The 24,941-nt window shown below is 68.4% G+C and carries 25 protein-coding genes; 16 read left to right on the forward strand and 9 right to left on the reverse strand.

All coding sequences use genetic code 11. The features are described from left to right. Nucleotides 1-34: 34 nt before the first annotated feature. The 5 genes from AC1Q5A_RS06485 to AC1Q5A_RS06505 form a co-directional block, all read right to left on the reverse strand. Nucleotides 35-1,597 (reverse strand): DHA2 family efflux MFS transporter permease subunit, encoded by a 1,563-nt coding sequence (locus AC1Q5A_RS06485; RefSeq protein WP_492699440.1) that lies wholly within the window; start codon nucleotides 1,595-1,597, stop codon nucleotides 35-37. A 6-nt stretch (nucleotides 1,598-1,603) separates the two neighbouring features. Next, the gene (locus tag AC1Q5A_RS06490) at nucleotides 1,604-2,806 is read right to left on the reverse strand and encodes an HlyD family secretion protein (RefSeq protein WP_492699442.1); all 1,203 of its coding nucleotides are present in this window, start codon (nucleotides 2,804-2,806) and stop codon (nucleotides 1,604-1,606) included. Then, on the reverse strand, nucleotides 2,803-4,275 hold the full coding sequence (locus tag AC1Q5A_RS06495; RefSeq protein ID WP_492699444.1) for an efflux transporter outer membrane subunit: 1,473 nt from the start codon (nucleotides 4,273-4,275) through the stop codon (nucleotides 2,803-2,805). Before AC1Q5A_RS06495 ends, AC1Q5A_RS06490 begins: the two co-directional genes overlap by 4 nt. Before the next feature lie 10 nt (nucleotides 4,276-4,285). Then, complete coding sequence (locus tag AC1Q5A_RS06500) at nucleotides 4,286-4,810, reverse strand: MarR family winged helix-turn-helix transcriptional regulator (RefSeq protein ID WP_114341009.1); 525 nt, start codon at nucleotides 4,808-4,810, stop codon at nucleotides 4,286-4,288. A 233-nt stretch (nucleotides 4,811-5,043) separates the two neighbouring features. Further along, a complete protein-coding gene (locus tag AC1Q5A_RS06505) occupies nucleotides 5,044-5,811 on the reverse strand; it encodes a TatD family hydrolase (protein WP_492699446.1) in 768 nt (255 codons plus the stop codon). Nucleotides 5,812-5,975: 164 nt separating this feature from the next. On the opposite strand from AC1Q5A_RS06505, the gene AC1Q5A_RS06510 reads away from it, so the two are divergent. Both AC1Q5A_RS06510 and AC1Q5A_RS06515 read left to right on the forward strand, forming a co-directional pair. Beyond that, complete coding sequence (locus tag AC1Q5A_RS06510) at nucleotides 5,976-6,563, forward strand: glycine zipper 2TM domain-containing protein (protein WP_492699448.1); 588 nt, start codon at nucleotides 5,976-5,978, stop codon at nucleotides 6,561-6,563. Between the two features lie 28 nt (nucleotides 6,564-6,591). After that, nucleotides 6,592-7,092 carry an outer membrane lipoprotein gene (locus tag AC1Q5A_RS06515; protein WP_492699450.1) on the forward strand — a complete coding sequence of 167 codons (501 nt, stop codon included), beginning with the start codon at nucleotides 6,592-6,594 and terminating at the stop codon, nucleotides 7,090-7,092. Nucleotides 7,093-7,256: 164 nt separating this feature from the next. Here AC1Q5A_RS06515 and AC1Q5A_RS06520 read toward each other — a convergent pair whose 3' ends face one another. Next, nucleotides 7,257-7,691 carry a cell wall hydrolase gene (locus AC1Q5A_RS06520; RefSeq protein WP_492699452.1) on the reverse strand — a complete coding sequence of 145 codons (435 nt, stop codon included), beginning with the start codon at nucleotides 7,689-7,691 and terminating at the stop codon, nucleotides 7,257-7,259. 496 nt (nucleotides 7,692-8,187) lie between these two features. After that, the gene (gene ygfZ, locus AC1Q5A_RS06525; RefSeq protein ID WP_492699454.1) at nucleotides 8,188-8,961 is read right to left on the reverse strand and encodes a CAF17-like 4Fe-4S cluster assembly/insertion protein YgfZ; all 774 of its coding nucleotides are present in this window, start codon (nucleotides 8,959-8,961) and stop codon (nucleotides 8,188-8,190) included. Nucleotides 8,962-9,122: 161 nt separating this feature from the next. On the opposite strand from ygfZ, the gene AC1Q5A_RS06530 reads away from it, so the two are divergent. The 14 genes from AC1Q5A_RS06530 to lpxK all read left to right on the forward strand — a co-directional run bounded on the left by AC1Q5A_RS06530 (nucleotide 9,123) and on the right by lpxK (nucleotide 22,180). Further along, the gene (locus AC1Q5A_RS06530; protein WP_492699456.1) at nucleotides 9,123-9,290 is read left to right on the forward strand and encodes a DUF1674 domain-containing protein; all 168 of its coding nucleotides are present in this window, start codon (nucleotides 9,123-9,125) and stop codon (nucleotides 9,288-9,290) included. 87 nt (nucleotides 9,291-9,377) lie between these two features. Beyond that, the gene (sdhC, locus tag AC1Q5A_RS06535) at nucleotides 9,378-9,773 is read left to right on the forward strand and encodes a succinate dehydrogenase, cytochrome b556 subunit (protein WP_492699458.1); all 396 of its coding nucleotides are present in this window, start codon (nucleotides 9,378-9,380) and stop codon (nucleotides 9,771-9,773) included. After that, complete coding sequence (sdhD, locus tag AC1Q5A_RS06540) at nucleotides 9,770-10,174, forward strand: succinate dehydrogenase, hydrophobic membrane anchor protein (RefSeq protein WP_492699460.1); 405 nt, start codon at nucleotides 9,770-9,772, stop codon at nucleotides 10,172-10,174. Before sdhC ends, sdhD begins: the two co-directional genes overlap by 4 nt. Nucleotides 10,175-10,198: 24 nt before the next feature. Beyond that, complete coding sequence (sdhA, locus tag AC1Q5A_RS06545) at nucleotides 10,199-11,986, forward strand: succinate dehydrogenase flavoprotein subunit (protein WP_114341000.1); 1,788 nt, start codon at nucleotides 10,199-10,201, stop codon at nucleotides 11,984-11,986. An 84-nt stretch (nucleotides 11,987-12,070) separates the two neighbouring features. Continuing rightward, nucleotides 12,071-12,853, forward strand: a complete 783-nt coding sequence (locus AC1Q5A_RS06550; protein ID WP_492699462.1) for a succinate dehydrogenase iron-sulfur subunit — start codon at nucleotides 12,071-12,073, stop codon at nucleotides 12,851-12,853. A 103-nt stretch (nucleotides 12,854-12,956) separates the two neighbouring features. Continuing rightward, nucleotides 12,957-13,205 carry an FAD assembly factor SdhE gene (locus AC1Q5A_RS06555; RefSeq protein ID WP_114340998.1) on the forward strand — a complete coding sequence of 83 codons (249 nt, stop codon included), beginning with the start codon at nucleotides 12,957-12,959 and terminating at the stop codon, nucleotides 13,203-13,205. Next, the gene (locus AC1Q5A_RS06560) at nucleotides 13,177-13,617 is read left to right on the forward strand and encodes a protein YgfX (RefSeq protein WP_492699464.1); all 441 of its coding nucleotides are present in this window, start codon (nucleotides 13,177-13,179) and stop codon (nucleotides 13,615-13,617) included. The genes AC1Q5A_RS06555 and AC1Q5A_RS06560 overlap by 29 nt, the downstream gene beginning before the upstream one ends. A gap of 97 nt (nucleotides 13,618-13,714) precedes the next feature. After that, the gene (locus tag AC1Q5A_RS06565) at nucleotides 13,715-14,956 is read left to right on the forward strand and encodes a lipoprotein-releasing ABC transporter permease subunit (RefSeq protein ID WP_492699466.1); all 1,242 of its coding nucleotides are present in this window, start codon (nucleotides 13,715-13,717) and stop codon (nucleotides 14,954-14,956) included. After that, nucleotides 14,949-15,662 (forward strand): lipoprotein-releasing ABC transporter ATP-binding protein LolD, encoded by a 714-nt coding sequence (gene lolD, locus AC1Q5A_RS06570; RefSeq protein WP_492699468.1) that lies wholly within the window; start codon nucleotides 14,949-14,951, stop codon nucleotides 15,660-15,662. Before AC1Q5A_RS06565 ends, lolD begins: the two co-directional genes overlap by 8 nt. Nucleotides 15,663-15,887: 225 nt before the next feature. Beyond that, nucleotides 15,888-18,197 carry a DNA internalization-related competence protein ComEC/Rec2 gene (locus AC1Q5A_RS06575; RefSeq protein ID WP_492699470.1) on the forward strand — a complete coding sequence of 770 codons (2,310 nt, stop codon included), beginning with the start codon at nucleotides 15,888-15,890 and terminating at the stop codon, nucleotides 18,195-18,197. Between the two features lie 99 nt (nucleotides 18,198-18,296). Then, nucleotides 18,297-18,947, forward strand: a complete 651-nt coding sequence (locus tag AC1Q5A_RS06580; protein WP_492699471.1) for a MotA/TolQ/ExbB proton channel family protein — start codon at nucleotides 18,297-18,299, stop codon at nucleotides 18,945-18,947. 8 nt (nucleotides 18,948-18,955) lie between these two features. After that, complete coding sequence (locus tag AC1Q5A_RS06585; protein WP_492699473.1) at nucleotides 18,956-19,387, forward strand: ExbD/TolR family protein; 432 nt, start codon at nucleotides 18,956-18,958, stop codon at nucleotides 19,385-19,387. After that, nucleotides 19,384-21,168 (forward strand): lipid A export permease/ATP-binding protein MsbA, encoded by a 1,785-nt coding sequence (msbA, locus tag AC1Q5A_RS06590; RefSeq protein ID WP_492699475.1) that lies wholly within the window; start codon nucleotides 19,384-19,386, stop codon nucleotides 21,166-21,168. The genes AC1Q5A_RS06585 and msbA overlap by 4 nt, the downstream gene beginning before the upstream one ends. A gap of 10 nt (nucleotides 21,169-21,178) precedes the next feature. Beyond that, nucleotides 21,179-22,180: a tetraacyldisaccharide 4'-kinase gene (gene lpxK / locus AC1Q5A_RS06595; protein WP_492699477.1), complete on the forward strand. Its 1,002-nt coding sequence runs from the start codon at nucleotides 21,179-21,181 to the stop codon at nucleotides 22,178-22,180. On the opposite strand, the gene hutI is transcribed toward lpxK, so the two are convergent. Together hutI and AC1Q5A_RS06605 are read right to left on the reverse strand one after the other, a co-directional pair. After that, nucleotides 22,117-23,379 (reverse strand): imidazolonepropionase, encoded by a 1,263-nt coding sequence (hutI, locus tag AC1Q5A_RS06600; protein WP_492699479.1) that lies wholly within the window; start codon nucleotides 23,377-23,379, stop codon nucleotides 22,117-22,119. The two genes, lpxK and hutI, sit on opposite strands and share 64 nt — an antisense overlap. A 25-nt stretch (nucleotides 23,380-23,404) precedes the next feature. Continuing rightward, on the reverse strand, nucleotides 23,405-24,874 hold the full coding sequence (locus AC1Q5A_RS06605) for a chloride channel protein (protein ID WP_492699481.1): 1,470 nt from the start codon (nucleotides 24,872-24,874) through the stop codon (nucleotides 23,405-23,407). Nucleotides 24,875-24,941 lie beyond the last annotated feature (67 nt).

Genomic DNA, 24,941 nt, shown 5'->3' on the forward strand with positions numbered 1-24,941 from the left:
TTTTTCATGCTGCGGTCGCCGACTGCAACATTTTTCAATGACCGACCGCACCACCGGCGCTGCCGAACGGCGGTTTGGCGAACCACAGCACCGGGATCAGCAGCACGAACAGGATCGCGCTGGCCCAGAACACGTCGTTCACCGCGAGGGTCAGCGCCTCGCGCGTCAGTAACTGGTCGATCAGGCCCAGGCTTTGCGTGTGCGACAGCCCGCCGTGCGTCAGCTGCCCGACGAACCCGGTGGCAGCCGGGTGGCCGGGGCTGACGTACTCGGTCAGGCTGGCATGGTGCGATTCGCCGCGGTGCTGCCACAGCGTCACCATGATCGCCGTGGACACGCTGGAGCCGATCGTGCGGCAGAAGTTGGACAGGCCCGAGGCGCTGGCGATCTGATCCACCGGCAGGCCGGACAGGTAGACCTGGTTCAACGGGATGAAGAAGCACGGGATGGCCAGGCCCATCACGAAGCGCGGCACCACCAGGGTGGAGAACGAGGCGGAGCTGTCGAAGGTGGAGAACCAGTACGCGGTGCCGGCGAACACCAGGAACGCGAACGTCACCACCGCGCGCAGGTCCAGCCGGTGCATGTTCTTGCCCAGCACCGGCGCGATCAGGAACGCCAGCACCCCCACCGGCGCGGTGGCCAGGCCGGCCCAGGTGGCGGTATAGCCCAGGGTGATCTGCAGCCACAGCGGGAACACCACGTTGATGCCGAAGAACGCGAACATGCCCAGCGACAGGCTGATCACGCCGACGGTGAAGTTGCGCTGCCGGAACAGCGACAGGTCGACCACCGGGTGCTTCGCGTGCAACTCCCACGCGATCAGGAAAGTGAGGCAGACCAGCGCGACCAGGCCGAGGGTGAGGATCATCGGCGAGGAGAACCAGTCATGGTCGTTGCCGTTGTCCAGCATGAACTGCAGCGCGCCCACGCCGACCACCAGCAGCAGCAGGCCGATCGCGTCGATCGGCGCCTTGTAGGTTTTCGTCTCGCGCTTGCGCAGCAGGCCCCAGGTGACCACCGCCGCTGCCAGACCCACCGGCAGGTTGATGTAGAAGATCCACGGCCAGGAGAAATTGTCGGTGAGCCAGCCGCCCAGGATCGGGCCGAAGATCGGCGCCACCACCACGGTCATCGCCCACAGCGCCAGCGCGATGCCCTGTTTTTCCTTCGGATAGTTCGACAGCAGCAGGGTCAGCGACAGCGCCACCATCGGGCCGGAGCCGGCGCCCTGCAGCAGGCGGCCGATCACCAGCATCGGCATGCTGGTGGCCAGGCCGCACAGCATCGAGAACACCACGAACATCAGCACCGAGCCGACGAAGGTCTTCACCTCGCCGAAGCGGCGCGCCAGCCAGCCGGTCAGCGGCTGCATGATGGCGCTGGCCAGCGCGTAGGAACTGATCGTCCAGGTGCCTTCGCTGGGACTCACGCCGAGGCTGCCGGCGATGTGCGGCACCGCGACGTTGACGATGGTCATGTCCAGCACCTCCATGAAGGTGCTGAACGCGACGGCGATGGTGAGCAACGCCAGCGGGCCGCCGTGCAGCGGCTTCGGCGGTGCCGCGGAAACGGCGTCGTTCGGCGTGGCGGCCATGGTGGCTCAGTCCGCGGCGCGGGGCAGGTTGGCGCGGATGATCCGCTCCGCTTCCGCATCGGCCTTGCTGGCCATCTGCTCGTAGACGTCGGTCTGCGCCACCGGTTGCGCCGTCGCCGCGTTGGCCAGCACGCTGCCCCGGTCGTTGCGGATGTCGACGGTGACTTCGGTGGACAGGCCGATGCGCAGCGGGTGCTGGTCCAGCTCCTTGTTGTCCAGCGCGATGCGCACCGGCACGCGCTGCACCACCTTGATCCAGTTGCCGGTGGCGTTCTGCGCCGGCAGCAGCGAGAACACGCTGCCGGTGCCGGCGCCCAGGCCGATCACCCTGCCGTGGTAGACGGCGTCGCTGCCGTACAGGTCGGAGACGACCTTTGCCGGCTGGCCGATGCGGATGTGGCGCAGCTGGCTTTCCTTGAAGTTGGCGTCGATCCACAGGTCGTGCAGCGGCACCACGGTCATCAGCTGCTGGCCCGGCTGCACGCTGTTGCCCAGTTGCACGCTGCGCTCGGCCACGTAGCCGGACACCGGCGCGTAGATCGCGTTGCGCTGCGCGGCGACCCAGGCTGCGCGGAAATTCGCGCGGGCCTGCATCACCACCGGGTTCTGCGCCACGTCGGTGCCCTCGATCGCCGCGTGCGCGGCGGCGGACTGCGCCTCGGCGGCGTCGACCGCCGCACGTGCCTGGTCCACGCCATCGCGCAGGTGCTGCACGATCTCCGGCGATTCGGCCTGGACGGCGATCAGCGGCAGGCGCCGCTGCAGGTCCGCCTCGGCCTTCTTCAGGTCGAGCCTCGCGGCGACCACCTGGGCGTCGGCGCTGGTCGCCGAGCTGGTCTGCTGGCGCACGCCGCGCACGGCCTGGGCCAGCGCGCTGCGCGCCTGCGCGAGCCGGGTGTCGGCGTCGGTGCTGTCCAGTTTCACCAGCACCTGGCCGGCCTCGACGTGCTGGGTGTCGTCGGCGAGGATCGCCACCACCGTGCCCGGTACCTGTGCCGAGATCGCCACCTGATTGCCGCCGACGTAGGCGTTGTCGGTCTTCTCGCGGGTGGAGAGCACGAAGAACCACAGCAGGAACCAGGCCAGCGCGGCGAGGATGAAGACGCTGGTCACGACCAGCAGCGTACGGCGGCGCTTGGCGGGATCCTTCGCGGCCATGCCGCTGTCATTGGCGTCGACGGAGGTCGTGGCGGATTCAGTGGCGCTCATGGGTGGGCGGCTCCGGCGTTGGCGGAAGGGGATGAGGCGGCGGTGGTTTCGCCGGTGCGGCGGTAACCACCGCCCAGTGCCTTGATCAGGGCCAGGTCGGCGCTTGTGGCCTGCGCCTGTAGCTGGGTGGCGGCATCGCGCTGCTGCAACAGCGCGGCCTGGGCACCCAGGCTCTCGCGGATGTCGCGCACGCCCTGCCGCGCGCGCGCCTGCGCGCTCGCCAGCAGGCGCTGCCCGGCGTCGAGCTGGGCCTGTTGCTCGCGCTGTTGGGCGGCGACCTGTTCGGCACCCAGCGCCTGCGTGGCCACCTCGCGCGCGGCGGCCAGGACGGTGCTGTCGTACTGCGCCACGGCGGCGTCAAGCTGGGCCCTGCGCACGCCGTAGTTGGCTTCGAGCGCGCCGCCGTTGAAGATCGGCAGGTGCAGCGCCGGGGTCAGCGCGAAGGTGCGGCTGCCGGCGGTGAGCAGCTTGTCCAGGTCGATGCTGGACAGGCCGGCGAGCGCGGTGATGCCGATGTCGGGAAAGAATTCGGCGCGTGCGGCGTCGGTCTGCTTCAGCGCCACCTCGACCTGCCAGCGGCTGGCGGTGATGTCGGGACGACGCGCGATCAGATCCAGCCCGGCATCGGCCGGCACGCCGCGCGCGATCGTCGGCAGCGGACGCGCGTGCAGTTCAGGCAGGGCGGCCGGCGCCACGCCGAGCAGCGAGGCCAGCGTGGCGCGGCGGATCTTTGCCGAGCCGTCGAGCGCCACCCGCATTTCGCGCACCGCGGCCAGCTGGGCCTGCGCTTTCTGTACCTCGTCGGGCAGGTCCACGCCCTGGTGCACGCGCAGCCCGGCGACATCGGCAAGCTGCTGCTGCGTGGCGAGCAACTGGTCGGCCAGCTGCAGCCGGGTCTGGTCGGCCTGCCAGCCGAAATAGGTATCGGCGACGGCGTACTGGATCGCCAGGGCGGCCGCGCTGCGCTGCGCCTCGGCGGCATGCGCCTGGTCCAGCGCCGCTTCCATCGTCGCGCGCTTCTTGCCCCACCAGTCGAAGTCGTACTGCAGTTGCACGCCGAGGTCGGCCTGGTTGTACCAGGTGAAGCCGAGGAACCTGCTCGGGATCAGCCCGTGCTCGCTCATCCGCTGGCGCGACACCTGCGCATTGCCGTTGATCGACAGGCCGAGCTGCGCGGCCGCCAGCTTTGCCGACTGCTCGGCGCCCTGCACGCGGCTTTGCGCCAGGGCCAGGTCCGGCGACTGCCGCGTGGCACGGTCGATCAGGTCGTCCAGTTGCGGATCATCGTACTGACGCCACCACTCGGCGGCCGGCCAGCCGGCGCGGGCGGGTGCCTGCAGGCCGGCCAGCGGCACGTCGTCGCGCAGCGCAGGTTTGCCGAGTCTGGCAGGTGCGGCGGCACAGCCTGCCAGCGCCAGCAGGGTCGCGGCGGCCAGCACCGTGCGACCGCGGAGCGGGGCATGTTTCATGGGGTTTCCTTCATGGGAGGCGGCTCTCGCCCAGCTGATCGAGGTTGCCGGCCAGCTTGCGCAGCAGGCGATCGAGATGGCGTTTGTCGGTATCGCTGAAACCGGAAAACATGGTGGCGACGCGGGGAAACATCGGCGGCAACATCTTCTGCACGAAGCGCCGCCCGGCCGGGGTGATGCGGATCAGCACGCGGCGGCGATCCTGTTCGCTGCCGCCGCGGGTGATCAGCCCGCGCTTGACCAGTGCATTCGCGATGCGCGTCATGTTGGTGGCGCCCTGGGAGGTGTATTCGCACAGTTCGCCCGGGGTCGAGCTGCCGTCCGGGCGGCTGTAGAGGATCATCAGGGTCAGGAATTCGCTGTGGTTGAGCTTGTAGGGCTTCAGCTTGAATTCGAGCTCTTCCTCAATGTCGTCGCCGAGCATCAGCATCAGGCGGCACAGTCGCGCTTCGAGCGAAGGTACCTGCGGGATGATCTGGCTGACCCGGCCGACGCCTTCGTCCATCATCACGATGCAGTTTGCCAGACGCGCCATTTCACTGACTCATATTTCACCAGTGAAATAAAAACTAGCAGACCCCGGTCGCTGCTCGCAAGTGACGGATGGCCTATGCGTCAGAGCTTGAGAAGAAAACCACCTCCTGTGGTTTTCTTCCTGTCGCGAGTCCGGTACATGCCCGGACTCGCCCACATGAAACAGTCACGCCAGTGACTGTTTCATGTGGGCCATCGATGGCCGCTCTGAGAGGCTGAAAAATCCACAACCTCTCAGCCGAGCCCGAACAGGCGCCTTGCGTTGGCGCTGGTGGCGGCGGCAATCTCCGCTTCCGGCGCATTGCGCAGCGCCGCGATGCAGCGCAAGACCTCGCTGACGTGGGCCGGTTCGTTGCGCTCGCCGCGGTGGGTGGCGCCGGGCTGGTCCGGTGCATCGCTTTCCAGCAGCAGGAACTCGATCGGCATCTGCGCCACGATGCGGCGCAGGCGCTGCGCGCGCTCGTAGGTCACCGGGCCGCCGATGCCCAGGTGGAAGCCCATGGCCCACAGTTGCCTGGCCTGCTGTTCGCTGCCGGAAAAGCTGTGCACCACGCCGCGCAGGCCGCGGTGCCGGCGCAGGGTCAGGGTGACTTCTTCCAGTGCGCCACGTGCATGCACGATCACCGGCAGGTCGCGTTCTTGCGCCAGCTGCAGCTGGCCGGCGAAATAGTGCCGCTGCAATTCGCGATCGAGGCCGTCCACGTGGAAGTCCAGGCCGATTTCGCCGATCGCCACCGGACGGTTTTCGTTCAGCCAGGAAAACAGCTTGCCGACATGTTCCGGGGCGTGCCGGGACAGGAACACGGGATGCAACCCGTAGGCGGGGTGAAGGCCGGCGTGAAGGGCGCAGAGGTCGCGGATTTTCGGCCAGCTTCCGGCATCGACGGCGGGAATGACCATACTGCCGACCCCGGCCAGGCGGGCGCGCTCGATGACCGCTTCGCGGTCGTCGGCGAAGGCGGGGTCATCGAGATGGACATGGCTGTCGACGAGCTGGAGCATGATTCGCTTTTCGTGCGCTGGCAGAGAGTCCCGCGAGCTTGACGTGAAGATAATGTAACGGGCGTGAGCTAGCTCCGATTCAGTTGGAAAAATGTTCAATGACCGTGTGGGTTGCTGTGCGGGTGCCGGCAATGCGGCCAAACAAAACAGAGGAGAGGATTGTGATGAACAGGTTGACAGTCAATGTACTCAATATTGCCATCGCGGCAGTGCTCGCCACCGGTCTCGCGGCCTGCAATCGCAATGCTGATGCGGGCGTTTCCGGCGCCTCTGCCGATGCTGGCGCCAGTGCCAGTGCGGATGCCGGGGTCAGGTACGCCAAGGTCGTCAGCGTCGATCCGGTACGCTCGACCGTGAACAACCCGAAACAGGTCTGCCACGACGAGACGGTCACGCATACCGCGCCGCCGGCGGACCAGCACCGCATCGCGGGCACCGCGATCGGCGCGGTGGTCGGCGGCCTCCTCGGCAACCAGGTCGGCGGCGGCAGGGGGCGCACCCTGGCCACGGTGGCGGGCGCGGTCGGCGGCGGTTACGCCGGCAACCGCATTCAGGCCAGCCGCCAGCAGGCCCAGGTGAGCACTTCGGTCGAGCGCAAGTGCGATACCGTCAACAACACCAGCAACAAGATCGTCGGCTACGACGTGCGCTACGTATACAACGGCGTCACCCGCACGGTGCGGATGGATCACGACCCCGGCGATCGGGTGCAGGTGCAGGAAGGCGTGACGGCCGTGTCCGACGCCCGCTGAAACCAACTACAGGAAAGGACGTGACCCCATGAACGCACTCGTCAGCAGATTTGCCCTGGTGTCGGCGATGACCGCGAGCCTGGCCCTCGCCGGCTGCGCCACCGGTCCTTACGGCAACAACGGCAATTACGATCGCGGTTACCAGGGTTCGCAGGGTGGTTACGGCTACGGCGACCGGAACGTCCGCTGCCAGACCTGCGGTGTCGTGCAGGAGGTGCAGCAGGTCTACGTCGACGGCAGCGGCAACGGTGGCACGCTGGGCGCGATCATCGGTGCGGTTGCCGGCGGCGTGCTCGGCAACCAGGTCGGCAAGGGCGACGGCCGCAAGGCCGCCACCGTGGTGGGTGCGGTCGCCGGTGGCGTGGTCGGCAACCAGATCGGCAAGCGCAATGACGGCAGCAGCAGCGCGTGGCGCATCGTGGTGAGACTGGACAATGGCCAGTACGCCACGGTGACCCAGCGCGAGAACCCCGGTGTCCGCAACGGCGACTATGTCGAGGTGCGTGGTGACCACGTCTATCCGCGCTGATTGATCCGATACGGACGTCTGGACGTCCAAATGAAAAGGCCCTCGCGAGAGGGCCTTTTTTTCGTTGATGCGGCCACGGGCGATCACGGGATCGTTGAGAAGTGCAGCCAGGGATGGCTGCCCGTTTGACTCTCGCGATCATGGATGATCGCAAGAGGGCCCCCTCAGTTCACGGCGTAGAACGCATGTTCGCCGATCGTCACGCTGGGCCGGTTGTGCGACCACGCCGGAGCGATCGCGGTCGTGGCGAAATGATCCGCGTGCGGCACCAGCATGCGCCGCTGTGCAATCGGCAGTTGCCAGTTGCGCAGCGACGTACCGGCCACTTGCCACGCCTTGTTGAAGGCTTCCAGGTTGCTGACCTCGAACGAGCCCGGCGTCGTGGTGACCGCGAACTGGTGCGGCGCCGTGACCACCTTGCACACGGTGTTGCCCCAGCGGCCGCGATCGAGTCGGCGCATCGCGACCTCGGCTACGGCCAGTTGCCCGTTGAGGGGTTCGCTGCGTGCTTCCAGGTAGACCGTGGTGGCCAGGCAAGCCTGGTCGGCGACGGGTTGGGGCATCAGGGACGTCAGCCACAACAGCATGGAAAGTTTCATGGTTCTGCCTCCAACGTGCTGTACGCGCGAAGCCGGATTGCAACTTCGTGCGCCGTTGCGGTGGACGGGCGGGCAGGCCGTTCCACCTGGATCACCGCCATGGCCGAAACTTGTGGCCATGGCGTTTTGCCACGGGATTGTGGCGGTCGAGCGGCGGATTCGATGCCGATCGGGATTTGCCTGTCGGGCGTTGCGCGGCCGCATCGGCCGTGTTGCCTTCGACTGTTGCGCACTCGCTTGGCTGCGAGGCGATATTCCATCCGGCGTCAGCTTCTGCCGGGTCGCGCCGATCCGGATTCATCCGGTTCGTCGCGTGTATCGGCACCCCGTGTTCCGGATGCCGCGATATTCGATCGGCGGAGCCTAGTGGCGGAATTTTCCGCTGGCAAGTGCCAAGGCGACGAAGTTTAACTTGCGCTCACGATTCGTTGACAAATGTCGTCGCGAAAAAACGATGCGTCGCGCATGCATCACGCGATCATCACTCAGGCCGGATTCATGCCGGCCACGAAGCGATAAGTTGCAGCGTGCTGCCGTCGTCGAAGACAGGCGTGTGCCCATCGTCGGCATGCGCAGCGATGTCGTCGTTCAACACGACGAGTGCTTCGATGGCGTCGTCTGCAACGATGGCGTCGAGCACATAGCCGACATCGCGGCCCTCGTTGCGCAGGACGTCGCCGGCATCCATCGCTTGCGACAATCTGACGCGGTGCAGGTGCCGCTTGTGTCCGCCGCGAAAGTGCAGCCGTGCGACGATCTCCTGGCCCGGGTAGCAACCCTTGTCGATGGCGACGGCCTGCAGGCGATGCAGCGACAAGGCTGGCGGCAGCAGCTGGTCCTGCAATTGCGCGGGCAGCCAGGGCCAACCCGCGCGCAGTTGCGGCAGCCGCCATGCGTCGTCGCCGGTGCCGGTGGCGCTGATGCACAGACTGTGCGTGCCGCAACCGAGCGAGATGCTTTCGCCATCGTCCGTGACCGTGTGCAGCGGCTTCGCCGGGCCGGTGGCGAGAATGCGCTGCGGCAATGCCGTCACGTCGACTCTCGAGCGGAACACGAAGCGCCGCAGCACATCGGCCATCGACGCGGCGACACCTCCGCGCAGCAGCAGCAGGTAACAGTGGTCGGCAAGTCGGGTCAGATGGAAAAGTGCGCGCACGCACCCCTGCGGATCGAGCCAGGCGCTGAATTGCCAGTGGCCGGGGGCGAGCGATTTGACCGCGCTGCCGAACTGCGCGTGTGCAAAAGCCGCCGCGTCGGGGCCTTCGATCAACAGGGTTTCAGCGGGATGGTGTGTCGGCATGAGACTGGCGGAGTTGGGGGCAGGCGAGGCAGGCCACAAGTGGCGGTGTCGCGATGCCGACACGTCGCGGCGCGACGGCATGGTTGTACTGCACTGCCGCAAGTATTAACCTTTGCCGGCTTTCAAAGACCATGTCCGATACCTCCTCTCCAACCGAATCCACATCAGTTTCCGTTCCGGCGGAAACGACGGTCGTGCCTGCCGGCCCGGCTGCGGACAAGGCGTCGAAGGAGCGGCCGGCTCCGGATCCCACGCGTTACGGTGATTGGGAAAAGAACGGGCGCTGTATCGACTTCTGAACGGCCGCGCGGCGCACGTCGCCGTCGCGTATCAGGACAGGGGAAGGTGCGGCATGGGCATCAGCGATTCCACACAGGATAGCCGCCATGGCAGATACGCAACGACCGCTCTCCCCGCACCTGCAGATCTACCGCAGGCAGGTGCAGATGATGACCTCCATCACGCACCGCGCCACCGGCATCGCGCTCGCCGTCGGCACCCTGCTGGTGGTCTGCGGCCTGCTGCAGCTGGCGGCGGGCGAGGAGAGCTTCAACCGCTTCAAGGGCATCATCGGCAGCCCGGTCGGCATCGTGCTGCTGCTCGGCTGGAGCTGGTCGCTGTTCTACCACCTGTGCAACGGTATCCGGCATCTGCTGCAGGATGCCGGCCTCGGTTACGAGATTCCCCAGTTCGTCCGCTCCAGCTGGCTGTCGGTCGCCGGCAGCATCGTGCTCACGGTGCTGGTCTGGGCATATGTATGGATGGCCGGAGGTGCGGCATGAGCGCGAAGGACGTGGCCGTGAAAGACCGGCGCAACCCGTTGAAGACCGCCCGCGGGCTGGGCTCGTCGCAATCCGGCGTGGGTCACTGGTGGACCCAGCGGGTGACCGCCGCGGCGCTGGTGCTGCTGGGCGTGTGGTTCGTGCTCACCGTGCTTGGCCTGCTGCATGCCGACTACGCCGCCGCGCGCGCCGCGGTGGCGAAGCCCTGGAACGCGCTGCTGCTGATCGCGTTCGTGCTCACCATGTTCTGGCATGCCGTGCTGGGCCTGCAGGTGGTGATCGAGGATTACGTGCACACCCGCTGGAAGGAAGTCGCGCTGCTGGCGGCGATCAAGTTCCTCGCGGTGCTGGGTGCGCTGGCTGGCGTGCTGGCCGTGCTGCGCATTGCGCTGACCCCATAAGACAAGACGCGAGGCCGCGATTTCATGGAAAGCTACAAGGTTCAGCAGCATCTGTATGACGTGATCGTGGTGGGCGCCGGCGGCGCCGGGCTGCGCGCCACGTTCGGCCTGGCCGAGAAGGGCCTCAAGGCCGCCTGCATCACCAAGGTGTTCCCGACCCGTTCGCACACGGTGGCGGCGCAGGGTGGCATCTCCGCCGCGCTCGGCAACATGGGCGAGGACGACTGGCGCTTCCATTACTACGACACGATCAAGGGCTCCGACTGGCTCGGCGACCAGGATGCGATCGAGTACATGTGCAAGAACGCGCCGGCCGCGATCATCGAGCTGGAGCATTACGGCGTGCCGTTCTCGCGCACCGACGAGGGCAAGATCTACCAGCGTCCGTTCGGCGGCATGACCACGCACTACGGCAAGGGTACCGCGCAGCGCACCTGCGCCGCGGCCGACCGCACCGGCCATGCGATCCTGCACACGCTGTACCAGCAGGCGCTGGCGCACGACGCCACGTTCTTCGTCGAATACTTCGCGATCGACCTGATCTTCGACGCCGAAGGCGTCTGCCGCGGCGTGCTGGCGCTGGACATGAACGAGGGCACCCTGCACTTCTTCCGCGGTCACGCGGTGGTGCTGGCCACCGGCGGCTACGGCCGTGCCTACTTCAGTGCCACCTCGGCGCACACCTGCACCGGCGACGGCGGCGGCATGGTGCTGCGCGCCGGCCTGGCGCTGCAGGACATGGAGTTCGTGCAGTTCCACCCGACCGGCATCTACGGCGCCGGCTGCCTGATCACCGAGGGCGTGCGCGGCGAAGGCGGCTACCTCACCAACTCCGAGGGCGAGCGCTTCATGGAACGCTATGCGCCCAGCGCGAAGGACCTGGCCTCGCGCGACGTGGTCAGCCGCGCGATGACGATCGAGATCCGCGAGGGTCGCGGCGTCGGCGAGCACAAGGACCACATCTACCTGAACCTGATGCACCTCGGTCCCGAGGTCATTCACGAACGGCTGCCGGGCATCGCCGAGTCGGCGCGCATCTTCGCCGGCGTGGATGTGACCAGGCAGCCGATCCCGGTGATCCCGACCGTGCACTACAACATGGGCGGCATCCCCACCAATTATCACGGCGAAGTGGTGCAGAAGCGCGGCGGCGACGTCGACGCGGTGGTGCCGGGCCTGTTCTCCATCGGCGAGGCGGCCTGCGTATCGGTGCACGGCGCAAACCGGCTGGGTTCGAACTCGCTGCTCGACCTGGTGGTGTTCGGCCGTGCCGTGGCGTATCGCTGTGCCGAGCTGATCCAGCCGGGCACCGCGCACAAGGACCTGCCGACCAACGTGCTTGACCAGTCGCTGGCGCGCTTCGACGCGCTGCGCAACGCGAACGGCAGCACGCCGACGGCGCAGATCCGCGCCACCATGCAGCGCACGATGCAGAAGGACGCCGCGGTATTCCGCACCGGCGAGTCGCTGGCCGAGGGCAAGCGGAAGATCTCCGAAGTGTTCGACATGTTCAAGGACGTCAAGGTCAGCGACCGTTCGCTGGTGTGGAATTCGGACCTGGTCGAGACGCTGGAGCTGTCCAACCTGCTGGCGCAGGCGGTGGCCACCATGCACGCGGCCGAGCAGCGGCCGGAAAGCCGCGGCGCGCATGCGCGCGAGGATTTCCCCGAACGCGACGACGCGAACTGGATGAAGCACACCCTGGTGTGGGTCGACGAGGCGGGCAGGTCGCGCTTCGACTTCCGCCCGGTGCATTCGAATCCGATGACCGACGAGGTCAAGGCCGTGCCGCCGGCGAAGCGCGTCTACTGACCCGCCGCCGCGGCATCGCGGGAACATCATTGGTTGTACGGCCGGGGCGCAAGCCCTCATGCAGAAAGTCGAAGGGTCCAGCACATGGCAGAGTTTTCGCTACCGAAGAATTCCAAGATCCAGCCGGGCAAGCACCACCCCGCCAAGGATGCGAAGAAGCCGCGTACCTTCCGCATCTACCGCTGGTCGCCTGACGACGGGCAGAACCCGCGCATCGACACCTACGAGGTCGATCTGGCCGCGTGCGGCCCGATGGTCCTGGACGCGCTGCTGAAGATCAAGAACGAGATCGATCCCACGCTGACCCTGCGCCGCTCCTGCCGCGAGGGCATCTGCGGTTCGTGCGCGATGAACATCGACGGTACCAACACGCTGGCTTGCACCAAGGCGATCGGCGAGTGTACCTCCGGCGACGTGAAGATCTACCCGCTGCCGCACATGCCGGTGGTGAAGGACCTGGTGCCGGACCTGACCCATTTCTACGCCCAGTTCGCCTCGATCAAGCCGTGGATCCGCACGCAGAGCCCGGCTCCGGACCGCGAGCGGCTGCAGTCGCCGGAGGAGCGCAAGAAGCTCGACGGCCTGTACGAATGCATCCTCTGCGCGTGCTGCACGACCAGTTGCCCGAGCTACTGGTGGAACGGCGACAAGTACCTCGGCCCGGCGATCCTGCTGCAGGCCTACCGCTGGATCGTCGACAGCCGCGACGAAGCCACCGGCGAGCGCCTGGACGACCTGGAAGACCCGTTCAAGCTGTACCGCTGCCACACCATCATGAACTGCACGCGGACATGCCCCAAGGGCCTCAACCCGGCCAAGGCGATCGCGGAGATCAAGAAGCTGATGGTGGAGCGGCGTTCGGCCTGAGCGCGCCGCCCATGATCCACAAGGACGGGCCGCCACGCGCGGCCTGTCGCTTTATGGCGCAGCGGATACACTTCGCGTATCACGGATACCGGTCGAGCCAGTGATGGACGAAGCACGCATCAAGCGCCTGCGCTGGCGCACCCGCCGCGGCACCCGCGAGCTGGACGCACTGTTCGGTGGCTGGCTGGACGAGCGCTTCGACACGGCGGACGCGGCGCAACAGCGCGCCTTCGACGAACTGCTCGACGTGCAGGACCCGGACCTGTGGGACTGGGTGATGGGCCATGCGCGCCCCGAACGGACCGACTGGCAGGCGATCATCGATGACATCCGCGCCCGCCATCGGCTTTGAGTACCGTCCGTCGCGGTGGCTGCGGCGGGCCCTGCTCCTGGTCGCCGCGCTGGCCGTGCTGGCGGTGGCGCTGAGTGCGCTGCCCGCGTGGCTGAAGCTGCTGCTGGCAGCGGTCGCGCTGCTGGCGACCTGGCGCACGTTGCGTCGGCTGGCCACGGATCCCGTGACGGCCGCCGGCTGGGGTGCCGACGACATCTGGACACTGCGCCTGCGCAGCCACGAGGACGTACCGGCCACGCTGGCCTCGTTCCGGGTGTACGGCATGTTCTTCGTGCTGCTGCGCCTGCGCACGGCAGAGCGGGGTGCGCAGGCATTGCTGCTGGCGCCGGACAACAGCGACGCGGACATCCGCCGCCGCCTGCGCATGCGCCTGGCGACCGTGCAGCCCGGCGAGGCCGTGCCGCGCCTTTGATCGGGCGGCAACTTCAGCGCTCCAGCGCGGTCCGAGCGAATACCTGATAATGCACGTCCGGGCGGCCCGCCCTGCGATCCTCACAAGCGACCCGCCCATGTTCCGACCGCTCGAACTCTTCATCGGCCTGCGCTACACCCGCGCCAAGCGGCGCAACCAGTTCATCTCCTTCATCTCCACCGTGTCGATCGTGTGCATCGCGATCAGCGTGGTCGCGCTGATCACGGTGATGTCGGTGATGAACGGCTTCGACTACCAGATGCGCTCGCGCATTCTCGGCGCGATCTCGCATGCCACCGTTTCCGGCGTCGGCCAGAGCGTGCAGGAGTGGCCGCGCGCCCTGCAGGTCGCCGAGGCGAACCCGCACGTGCTCGGCGCCGCGCCGTACGTGGAGAGCGAGGCGATGCTGCTGGCGCGGCGCTCCAGCGGTGCGCTGGTGCGCGGCATCGAGCCGGCGCAGGAGCCGAAGGTCGTCGACATCGACAAGCACATGATCGAGGGCAAGCTCGGCGAACTGACCCCGGGCAGCTGGAACATCGTGCTGGGCCGCGAGCTGGCGATGACGCTCGGCGTGGCGGTCGGCGACCGCGTCACCATGGCGGTGCAGCAGCTGCGCGCCACCCCGATGGGCAGCGTGCCGCGGATGCGCAGCTTCCACGTGGTGGGCACGTTCGAGCTGGGCATGGAGCAGTTCGACTCCGGCCTGGCACTGGTCAACATGAGCGATGCCGAGAAGCTCAACGACCTCGACGGCCCCACCGGCATCCGCCTGAAGCTCGACGACCTGTTCAACGCCCGGCCGGTTGCGCGCGAGCTGGCCGACCAGCTCGGCCAGGTCTATCGGGTGCAGACCTGGATGGACACCAATGCGAACCTGTTCGCCGCGCTGTCGATGGAAAAGATGGTGATGTTCATCATCCTGTCGCTGATCATCCTGGTCGCGGTGATCAACCTGGTTTCGATGCTGATGATGCTGGTCACCGACAAGCAGGCCGACATCGCGATCCTGCGCACGCTCGGCGCCACCCCGCGCAGCATCATGGGCATGTTCATGGTGCAGGGCGTGCTGGTCGGCTTCGTCGGCATCGGCTTCGGCGTGGGTTTCGGCTCGCTGTTGTCGTGGAAGCTGCCGGGCATCATCAAGTGGATCGAGCACACCTTCCACGTCACCTTCCTGTCGCCGGACGTCTACTACATCAGCGAGGTGCCGAGCCGGCTCGACTGGCACGACGTGGGCTGGACCGCGCTGCTGACCTTCGCGTTCTCGCTGCTGGCCACCCTCTATCCCGCGTGGCGTGCCTCGCGCACGCAGCCGGCGCAGGCGTTGCGCTATGAATAAGGCCGTCATGAACCCCACCACCGAATATGTGCTGCGCGCCAGCCGTGTCGCCAAGACCTACGACGAGGGCGGCCTGCGCACCGAAGTGCTGGGCGACGTCAGCTTCACCCTGAAGCGCGGCGAGACGATGGCGATCGTCGGCGCCTCCGGTTCGGGCAAGAGCACCCTGCTGCACATCATCGGCGGGCTGGACACGCTGACCGCCGGCGAGGTGGAAGTGGACGGCCGCGTGCTGTCGAAGCTGTCCGACGCCGAGCGCGGCCGCGTGCGCAACCGCTCGCTCGGCTTCATCTACCAGTTCCACCACCTGCTGCCCGAGTTCACCGCGCTGGAGAACGTGTGCATGCCGCTGCTTATCCGCGGCACCGCGATCGCCGAGGCGCAGAAGCAGGCCGCGGCCTTGCTGGAACGTGTCGGGCTGGGCGGGCGCACGCACCACAAGCCGTCCGAGCTGTCCGGCGGCGAGCGCCAGCGCTGTGCGGTGGCGCGCGCGCTGGTGACGCGCCCGGCCTGCGTGCTCGGCGACGAGCCGACCGGCAACCTCGACGAGGGGAATGCCGCGCAGGTCTACGCACTGATGCTGGAACTCAACCGCGAGATCGGCACCAGCTTCGTGCTGGTCACCCACGATCCACACCTGGCCGCGAAGATGGACCGCACCCTGGTGCTGCACAACGGCGCGCTGCAGGAAAGCCAGGGAGCCTGATGCTCGGCTCCTCCCCCTGCATGCAGGGGGAGGTTGGGTGGGGGTAGCCCGAGCTTGCGGCAAGATCAAGAGCCACCCCTCCCTGACCCTCCCCTGCTGCGCAGGGGAGGGGACCCTGACTGGTTCGGCAAGTCGTCTGGGCGTGCGCCTACACATTTTTCATCTTCACCGCTGCGCCCGCCGCGCTAGGCTCGCACTCTTCCAGGATGGAATGGGGCACGTGGCATGACGCGAATCACGGCGACCACCGCGGCCCTGGCCCTGCTGGCCGGCGTGCTGCTGGTGCAATGGTTGCCGCAGTTGCCGGCGCGCTGGTGCCCCATCCTGTTGCTGCTGGTCGCCATGCTGCTGGCCTGGCGTTGTCCGCGTTGGCGCTGGCTGGCGTGGGTGTTGTTCGGCGTCGCCTGGGCCGTCTGGCATGGCGCCACGGCGATGGATGCGCGGTTGCTGCGTGCGCTGGAAGGCCGGGACATCACCGTGGTCGGCAGCATCGTCGACTTGCCGCGGGCCGGCACGGACGCCAGCCGCTTCACGCTGCGGGTGGATCAGGCCACGCTGGATGGTCGTCCCTTGGCATGGCATGGCCGGGTGACGGTGACCTGGTATGGCGATGCGCCACTGCTGCAGCCGTGCACCCGCTGGCAACTGCTGTTGCGGCTGAAGCGGCCGCGTGGCCTTCTCAATCCCGGCGTGGCCGACAGCGAGCGTTCGGCGCTGGAGCGCGGCATCGTGGCCACGGGTTATGTGCGTGATGATCCCGGCAACGCACGGCTGGCCGGCCCGCCCTGGTGCATCGACGGCGTGCGCGACGCGATCGCCCGCGGCATCGCCGCACGCGTGCGCGACCCGCACGACGCGACTCTGCTGCAGGCGTTTTCGGTGGGCGACACGCGCGGGCTGGAGCAGCGCGACTGGGAAGTGGCGCGCGCCAACGGCGTGTCGCACCTGATCGCGATTTCCGGTTTTCACGTCGGCGTGGCCGCGGTGGCCGGGGTGTGGCTGGCGCTGCTGGTCTATGCGCTGTCTCCGAGGCTGGCGCTGTGGCTGCCGCGACCGCAGGCACAGGCCGCCGCCGCGTTGCTGGTGGCCGGCATCTACAGCGCGTTGGCCGGTTTCGGGTTGCCGACGGTGCGCACCCTGCTGATGATCGCGGTGGTGGCACTGGCACGTTGCAGCCGGCGTGCCGGCAGCGGCGCGCAATCGTTGGCGCTGGCACTGATCGCGATCGTGCTGGTCGATCCGCTGGCGGTACTGGCGGCCGGATTCTGGCTGTCCTTCGTCGGCGTGGCCTTTCTGATGCTCTGCCTGCAGTCGCGCGGTCGCGGTTTGCGCGCGTTCCTGCATGAGCTGTCGGCCGGACAGATGGTGATGACAGTGTCGCTGCTGCCGCTGACCCTGTGGTTCTTCGGCGAAGCCTCGCTGGTCGGGGCGTTATCCAACCTGCTGGCGGTACCGTTCGTGAGTTTCGTGATCGTGCCCTGCGCACTGCTCGGCATGCTGCTGCTCGGGTTGTGCCCGCCACTGGCCACGCCGGTGCTGTGGCTGGCCGCGCAACTGGCGCATGCGCAATGGTGGCTGCTGGAACGGATGTCGGGCTGGCCCGGTGCGCACTGGTATCTGCCGACGCTGCAGCCGTGGGCCCTGCTGCTGGCGGTACTCGGAGCGTTGTGGCTGTTCCTGCCGCGCGGCATGCCGCTGCGCTGGCTCGGTCTGCTGCTGTTCCTGCCCCTGCTGTGGCCGCCGCGGCAGTTGCCGGCCGAGGGTGCATTCCAGGTATGGGTGCTGGATGTGGGGCAGGGCCTGTCGGTGCTGCTGCGTACGCGCGAGCATGCTCTGGTGTACGACACCGGCGCGCGTTATCCGTCCGGTTTCGATCTGGGCGAGGCGGCGGTGCTGCCGGCGATCCATGCGCTGGGCGTCACGCGGCTGGACATGCTGGTGGTCAGCCACGCCGACAACGACCATGCCGGTGGAGCGGAGGCCGTCGCCAGCGCCTTCCCCCGGGCGCAGCGCTATGCTGGCGAGCCGGCACGGATGGCACGGATGAAGCTGCCGATGCGTCGGTGCGTCGCCGGGCAGTCGTGGCAATGGGACGGCGTGCATTTCCGCGTGCTGAATCCTCGCGGTGACGCGGGTGATCGGGGCAATGACAGCTCCTGCGTGCTGCTGGTCGAGGGCCGCGGCGGGCGCCTGTTGCTGACCGGCGACATCAGCTCGAAGGCGGAGCCGCAAGTGGCGGCGACGCTCGGCCCCGGGCCAGGCCCGGTGCTGCTGGTGCCGCATCACGGCAGCAAAACCTCGTCCGGCGCGGCCTTCATCGCATCCGTGCAGCCGCCGCTGGCGGTGGTGTCGGCGGGCTGGCGCAACCGCTTTGGCCACCCGAAACCGGAGGTGCTGGCGCGTTATGCGGACGCCGGCGTGCCGGTATTCAATACGGCGGAACAGGGGGCCATTCCGCTGGATTTCCCCGCCGATGCTCCACCGCGACGCGAGGCCGGCTGGCGGCAGCGCCGGCCTCGCTACTGGCGCGAGTGAGGAATGCCACGCCTGCCGCAGTACAGGCCGGCGGGACTGCTATGATGCGCGCTTCCTGTCAGGTAGCGCGTCCGGGGTCGAAAAGTGCTGGAAATTCTGATGGCTGGCGGGTGGGCGATGGTGCCCATCCTTATCTGTTCGGCGATTGCCCTGGCGATCGTGCTGGAGCGTTGCTGGACCTTGCGCCGCAAGTCCGTGCTGCCGCCGGGGCTGGGCGATGAGGTGCGCGAATGGGCGCGTTCCGGACAGCTCGATCCGGGCCATCTCGACGCCCTGGCCAGCGGCTCGCCGCTGGGCGAACTGTTGGCCTCCGCCCTGGTCGTGCGCCGGCAGTCGCGCGAGCTGATCAAGGAGCGCATCGAGGACACCGGCCGGCACGTCGTCCACCGGATGGAGCGCTATCTCAACACGCTGGGCACCATCGCGCTGATCGGTCCGCTACTGGGCCTGTTCGGCACCGTGATCGGCCTGATCCGCATGTTCATGGAAGTGATGGCGGGCGGCATCGGCGATCCGGCCAAGATGGCCGGCGGCATCGGCGAGGCGCTGATCTGCACCGCGTCGGGCCTGACCGTGGCGATCCCGGCCTACGTGCTGCACCGCTACTTCCGCTCGCGCGTGACCGGCTATCGCGTGGAGATGGAGAAGCAGGCCACGGCCCTGCTCGACGATCTGACCCTGTCCCCCGCGACGCCCTTGCCGGTGCGGCCGCGGCGCACGCCGGCGCCGTCCACGCCGGGCGCAGGCTGAGCGCGCCCATGCGTATCGGCAACGACCGCCGCGGCGACGAGTTCGAGATCAACGTGATCCCGTTGATCGACGTGCTGCTGACCCTGCTGATGTTCTTCGTGCTGACCAGCACGTTCGTGCAGCACTCGCGGCTGCAGGTGACCCTGCCGCAGGCGAGCACTCAGGATCGCGACATGAACGCCCCGTCGCTGACTGTGATGATCGACCGTGACGGCCGTTTCTTCGTGGGCAGCGACGAGGTGATGGGCGAGGGCATCGAGGCACTGAAGCAGACCATCGCGCGCAACGCCGGCGACGACCGCGAGCGCCAGGTGACGATCCGCGCCGACGCGCACACGCCGCACCAGGACGTGGTCACCGCGATGGACGCGCTGGGCCAGCTCGGCTTCACCCGGCTGTCGATCGCCACCACGCCGAGCAAGCCGGGCCAGGGCAAATGAACGGCGGCAAGGTCGCCGTGTGGGACGCGCAGACCTGGCGCGTCTACGCGCGACTGCTCGGCTACACGAAACGCTACTGGCTGATGGGGCTGATCGCACTGGTCGGCATGGTTCTGGATGGCGGCGCGCTGGCGGCCTTCACCCAGAAGCTGAGGCCGATGATTGACGACCTGTTCGCGAAGAAGGACGCCTACCTGATTTTCTGGATGCCGATCTGGATCGTCGGCATCTTCGCGGTACGCGGCATCGGCACCTTCGTCAGCAGCTACGGCATCGCCTACATCGGGCGCAACGTGGTGCAGGCGATGCAGCGTGACGTGTTCGCCGCGTACCTGCGGCTGCCGGCGACGTTCTTCGGCAATGAGCCGTCGGGACAGCAGATCTCGCGCGTCACCTATACCAGCGAGCAGGTGGCCTCGGCGTCCACCGATGCGGTGAAGATCATGGTGACTGAAGGCGTCACGGTCATCGGCATGCTGTACGTGATGTTGAGCAACAGCGCCTACCTGTCCATGGCCCTGCTGGTGATGGTGCCCGCCATCGCCTTCATCGCCACCATGGTGAGCCGGCGCTATCGCCTGATCAGCCGGCGCATCCAGGGCATGATGGGGTCGATCACCGGCGCGGTGGACGAGTCGGTCAACGCGCACCGCGAAGTGCGCGTCTACGGCGGGCAGCAGCACGAGGCCGCCCGTTTCGACGAGGTGACCCACCGTGCCCGTCGGCTCAACCTGAAGATCGCCGCCACCAACGCGACCGCCAGCACCGCCATCCAGTCCGTCGCCGCGGTCGCCCTGGCGGTGCTGGTGTTCCTGGCGACGCGGCCCGACGTGATCGCGAACATTTCCCCCGGCGTGTTCGTCACCGTGCTGACGGCGATGGGGGCGTTGATGCCCTCGCTGAGGCGGCTGGCGAGCGTGCAGGCGAACATCCAGCGTGGCGTATCCGCGGCCGAGGACCTGTTCGAGGTCATCGACATGCCGCCGGAAGTCGACCACGGCACCCGCGAACTGGTCCGCACTCGCGGCGAGCTGTGCTTCGAGGACGTGCGACTGACCTACCCGCGCAACGATTTCGAGGCCCTGCGCGGAGTCGACCTGGCCTGCGCGCCCGGCACGGTGACCGCGCTGGTCGGGCGTTCCGGCAGCGGCAAGAGCAGCCTGGTCAGCCTGCTGCCGCGCTTCTACGAACCCAGCTCCGGCCGCATCATGCTGGATGGCGAGGACTATCGCGACTACACGCTGGCCTCGATGCGCCGGCAGATCGCCTGGGTCGGGCAGGGCGTGGTGCTGTTCGACGACACCGTGGCCAACAACATCGCCTACGGCGAACTGGCCGGCGCCAGCGAGGCGGACATCGTGGCCGCCGCCGAAGCGGCGAATGCGATGGAGTTCATCGCGCGCATGCCGCAGGGCATCCATACCCAGGTCGGGCAAAGCGGCAACATGCTGTCGGGCGGCCAGCGCCAGCGCATCGCGATCGCCCGCGCGATCCTGAAGAACGCGCCGATCCTGGTGCTGGACGAGGCCACCAGCGCGCTCGACACCGAGTCGGAGCAGCTGATCCAGCAGGCGCTGCAGCGCCTGATGCGCGACCGCACCACGCTGGTGATCGCGCATCGCCTGTCCACCGTCGAGGGCGCCGACCAGATCGCGGTGATGGAGCAGGGCCGCATCATCGAGCGCGGCAACCACGCCGAGCTGATCGCGCTGGGCGGGCAGTACGCCGCGCTGTACCGCATGCAGTTCCACGACCATGCGGCCGAGCAGGCCGGCGACTGAGGAAGCACCCATGGCGCTGATCGACACGCTCGAATCAGCCTGGTACGGCGGCGGCCGGGCACCGTGGTGGACGCGGCCGCTGGCGATGCTGTACGGCGGCGCATCGCGCCTGCGCCGGGCGCTTTACCAGGCCGGCTGGTTGCGTCGCGTGCGCCTGCCGGCGCCGGTCGTGGTGATCGGCAACATCAGCGTGGGCGGTACCGGCAAGACACCGCTGACGATCGCCGTGGTCGACGCCCTGCGCGAACGCGGTTACCGGCCCGGGGTGGTCAGCCGCGGCCATGGCGGCAGCCGGCGCGAACCGCTGTTGCTCGGCGACGCGCCGGATCCCGCGCAGGTCGGCGACGAACCGTGCCTGATCCGCGCCAGCGGTGCGCCGGTGGCGGTGGGGCGCGACCGCCCGGCCGCGGCGCAGCTGCTGCTCGACGCCGGCTGCGACGTGCTGGTCGCCGACGACGGCCTGCAGCACTATCGCCTGGCGCGCGACGTGGAAATCTGCGTGATCGACGGCGTGCGCCGTTTCGGCAACCGCCGCCTGCTGCCGGCCGGTCCGCTGCGCGAGCCGCTGGACCGGTTGCGGCGGGTGGACCTGCGCGTATGCAACGGAGGCGCTGCCGAGCCGGGCGAATACCCGATGCAGCTGTGCGGCGGCGAAGCGGTCGCGGTGGACGATGGCCGCACGCAGGCATTGGCGAGCTTCGACGGCCAGCGTGTCCACGCGGTGGCGGCGATCGGCAATCCGCGGCGCTTCTTCGACAGCCTGCGCGCGGCGGGCATCGAGGTGATCGAGCACGCGTTCGCCGACCATCATGGTTTCGCGCCGGCCGACCTGGATTTCGCCGACGGCCTGCCGCTGCTGATGACCGACAAGGACGCGGTCAAGTGTCGGCGCTTCGCCCGGGCGAACTGGTGGCGGGTGCCGGTGCAGGCGCAATTGCCGCCGGCATTTTACGAGGCGCTGGGCGTGCACCTGGACGGTTTGCGACGCGAAACGAGCTCGCCGGCCACATAGACCCGGCGCGCCAGCCCCCCACCGATCCAGTAGCACAGCTCGGCCGGCTGGCGCGCGTTCCACGCCACCAGGTCGGCGCGCTGGCCGACCGCCAGCGTGCCGCGGTCGTGCAGGCCCAGCGCGCGGGCCGCGTTGACGGTGACCCCGCGCAGCGCTTCCTCCGGGGTGAGCCGGAACAGCGTGCAGGCCATGCCGGCGGCCAGCCGCAGCGACAGCAGGGGCGAGGTGCCGGGGTTGCAGTCGGTGGCGATCGCGATCGCCACGCGCTGTTCGCGCAGCGCCGCCACCGGCGGCAGCTTCGTCTCGCGCAGCGCGTAGAACGCACCGGGCAGCAGCACGGCGACGGTGCCGGCGGACGCCATCGCCTCGATGCCCGCTTCGCTCAGGTGTTCCAGGTGGTCGGCGGAGAGCCCGCGGTATTCGGCGACCAGTGCGGCGCCGCCCTGGTCGGACAACTGCTCCGCATGCAGCTTCACCGGCAGGCTGAGCTGTTTCGCGCGCTCGAACACGCTGCGGGTCTCCTCGCGGCTGAAGCCGATGCCCTCGCAGAACGCATCGACCGCATCGACCAGGCCCTCGGCGGCGAGCGCGGGCAGCATCCCGTCGCAGACCAGCGAGACGTAATCGCCGCGTCGCTCGCGGTATTCAGGCGGCAGCGCATGCAGGCCGAGGAAGCTGGTGCGCACGCTGATGCCAAGCTCGCGGCCGAGCCGTCGCGCCACGCGCAGCATGCGGCGCTCGGTCTCCAGCTCCAGGCCGTAGCCGGACTTGATCTCCAGCGTGGTGACGCCGTCGGCCAGCAGAGCCCGCGCGCGCGGCAGCGATTGCGCGAACAGCTGCTCCTCGCTGGCGGCGCGGGTGGCGTTGACGCTGGAGGCGATGCCGCCGCCGGCGCGGGCGATGTCCTCGTAGCTGGCGCCGTTCAGGCGCAGCTCGAATTCGTGCGCGCGGTCGCCGCCGAACACCAGGTGCGTATGGCAGTCGACCAGCCCCGGCGTGACCAGCGCGCCGTCCAGCGATTCGACCGCAGCGGCGAGCGCGTCGGGGGCGTCCGGCAGCGCGTCCATGCGGCCGACCCAGGCGATACGGCCGTGATGCAGCGCGATCGCGCCGTGCTCGACCAGCCCGTACGGCGCGTCGCCGGCGAACGTGGCCAGGGTGGCATTCAGCAGCAGTCGATCCCAGCGGGTCTCGCTCATGTCGGTACGGATTCCGTGTGGATGCTCAGGGTTGCCCGGGCGCGGGCGGGCGGGTCGGCGCGACCGGTTCGCCGAACGCGCTGGTATGGCCGCCGGGCGGCAGCGGCTCGTCGGGCTCGTCTGCGGTCTCGCCGGTCGGCGCAGGGCTGGCCTGCTGGCGCTCGAAGTCCTGCACCATGCGTTCGGCGAAATCGCGGTACACCGGCGTGGGGCAGAACAGCGACGACGCGGCGCGCGCGAGCAGGCAGGCGGCCATGATCGGGATGACCATCTCCTGGTTGTCGGTCAGCTCCATCGCGATCACCGCCGAGGTCAGCGGTGCGCCGGTGACGCCGGCCAGATACGCGCTCATGCCCAGCAGCACCACCGCGGCGGCGGGAACGCCGGGCAGGAAGTGCGCGATGTTCTGGCCCAGCCCGGCGCCGACCGCCAGCGCCGGCGAGAAGATGCCACCGGGAATGCCGGCCCAGTACGAGACCACGTTGGCCGCGAGCTTGGCGATGCCGAAACCCTGGTCCGGCATGCCGGCCGTGGCCTGCACGATCGCACGGGCCTGGTCGTAGCCGGTGCCATAGACGCTGCCGTGCGTGCACACGCCAAGCAGCGCCAGCGCCAGGCCGCAACCGGCGGCGAAGCTTACCGGCCAGCGCTCGCGCAGGCGGCCGACCTGCGCCAGCGGGCCGTGCCGGCTGAGCAGGATCAGCCGTGCGAACAGCCCGCCGAGCAGGCCGCAGACCACGCCGGTCAGCAGCACGGCGAGCCAGGCGTGGCCCAGCGGCAGGCTCGCCTCGACCTCGCCGAAGTACGAGTAGTTGCCCATGATGCCCAGCGAGACCACGCCGCCGATGATCACCGCGGTGAGCAGCAGGCCGCTGAAGCGGTGCTCGAACGTGCCGGCCAGTTCCTCGATCGCGAACACCACGCCGGCCAGCGGCGTGTTGAACGCGGCCGCGATGCCGGCGGCGCCGCCGGCCAGGATGAAGCGCGAGGCGGCCTTGGGGTCGCTGAAACCGAAGCGGCGGCCGAGCGAATAGAACAGCCCGGCGCTGACGTGCACGGTCGGTCCCTCGCGGCCGATCGAGGCGCCCACGGCCAGCGCGATCAGGGTCAGCGCCATCTTGCCCACGGCGATCGGCAGCGCCAGCATCCGCTCGCGGAAACCCGCATCCTCGATGTGCAGCGTGGCGATCACCTGCGGGATGCCGCTGCCGCGGGTCGCGCGCAGGCGTCCCGCGGTGGCCCAGGCGAGCAGGCCGAACACCAGCGGAGTGAGGATCAGCGGAATCCAGCTGCCATGGCCGAGGATGCCGAGAAACAGATGGTAGGACCAGGTGCTGGCCTTGGCGAACAGGATCGCCGTCAGCGCCACCAGCACAGCGCCGGACCACAGCACCAGTCGGCGCTTCCAGTGGTGCGGAGCGAAGAATTCGTGCCCGAGCAGCGCCTGCAGGCGCGGGTTGGCGGACTTTGCTTCGGGTTCGGGCGGCTTGGGCATGGCGCGATTATCGCAGACTCGCCGCTGATGGCATTTGGTAGGGCGGACACTGGTCGCCGGCTTTCGG

The sequence above is a fragment of the Rhodanobacter sp. GW835-FHT13D09 genome (assembly GCF_058793995.1).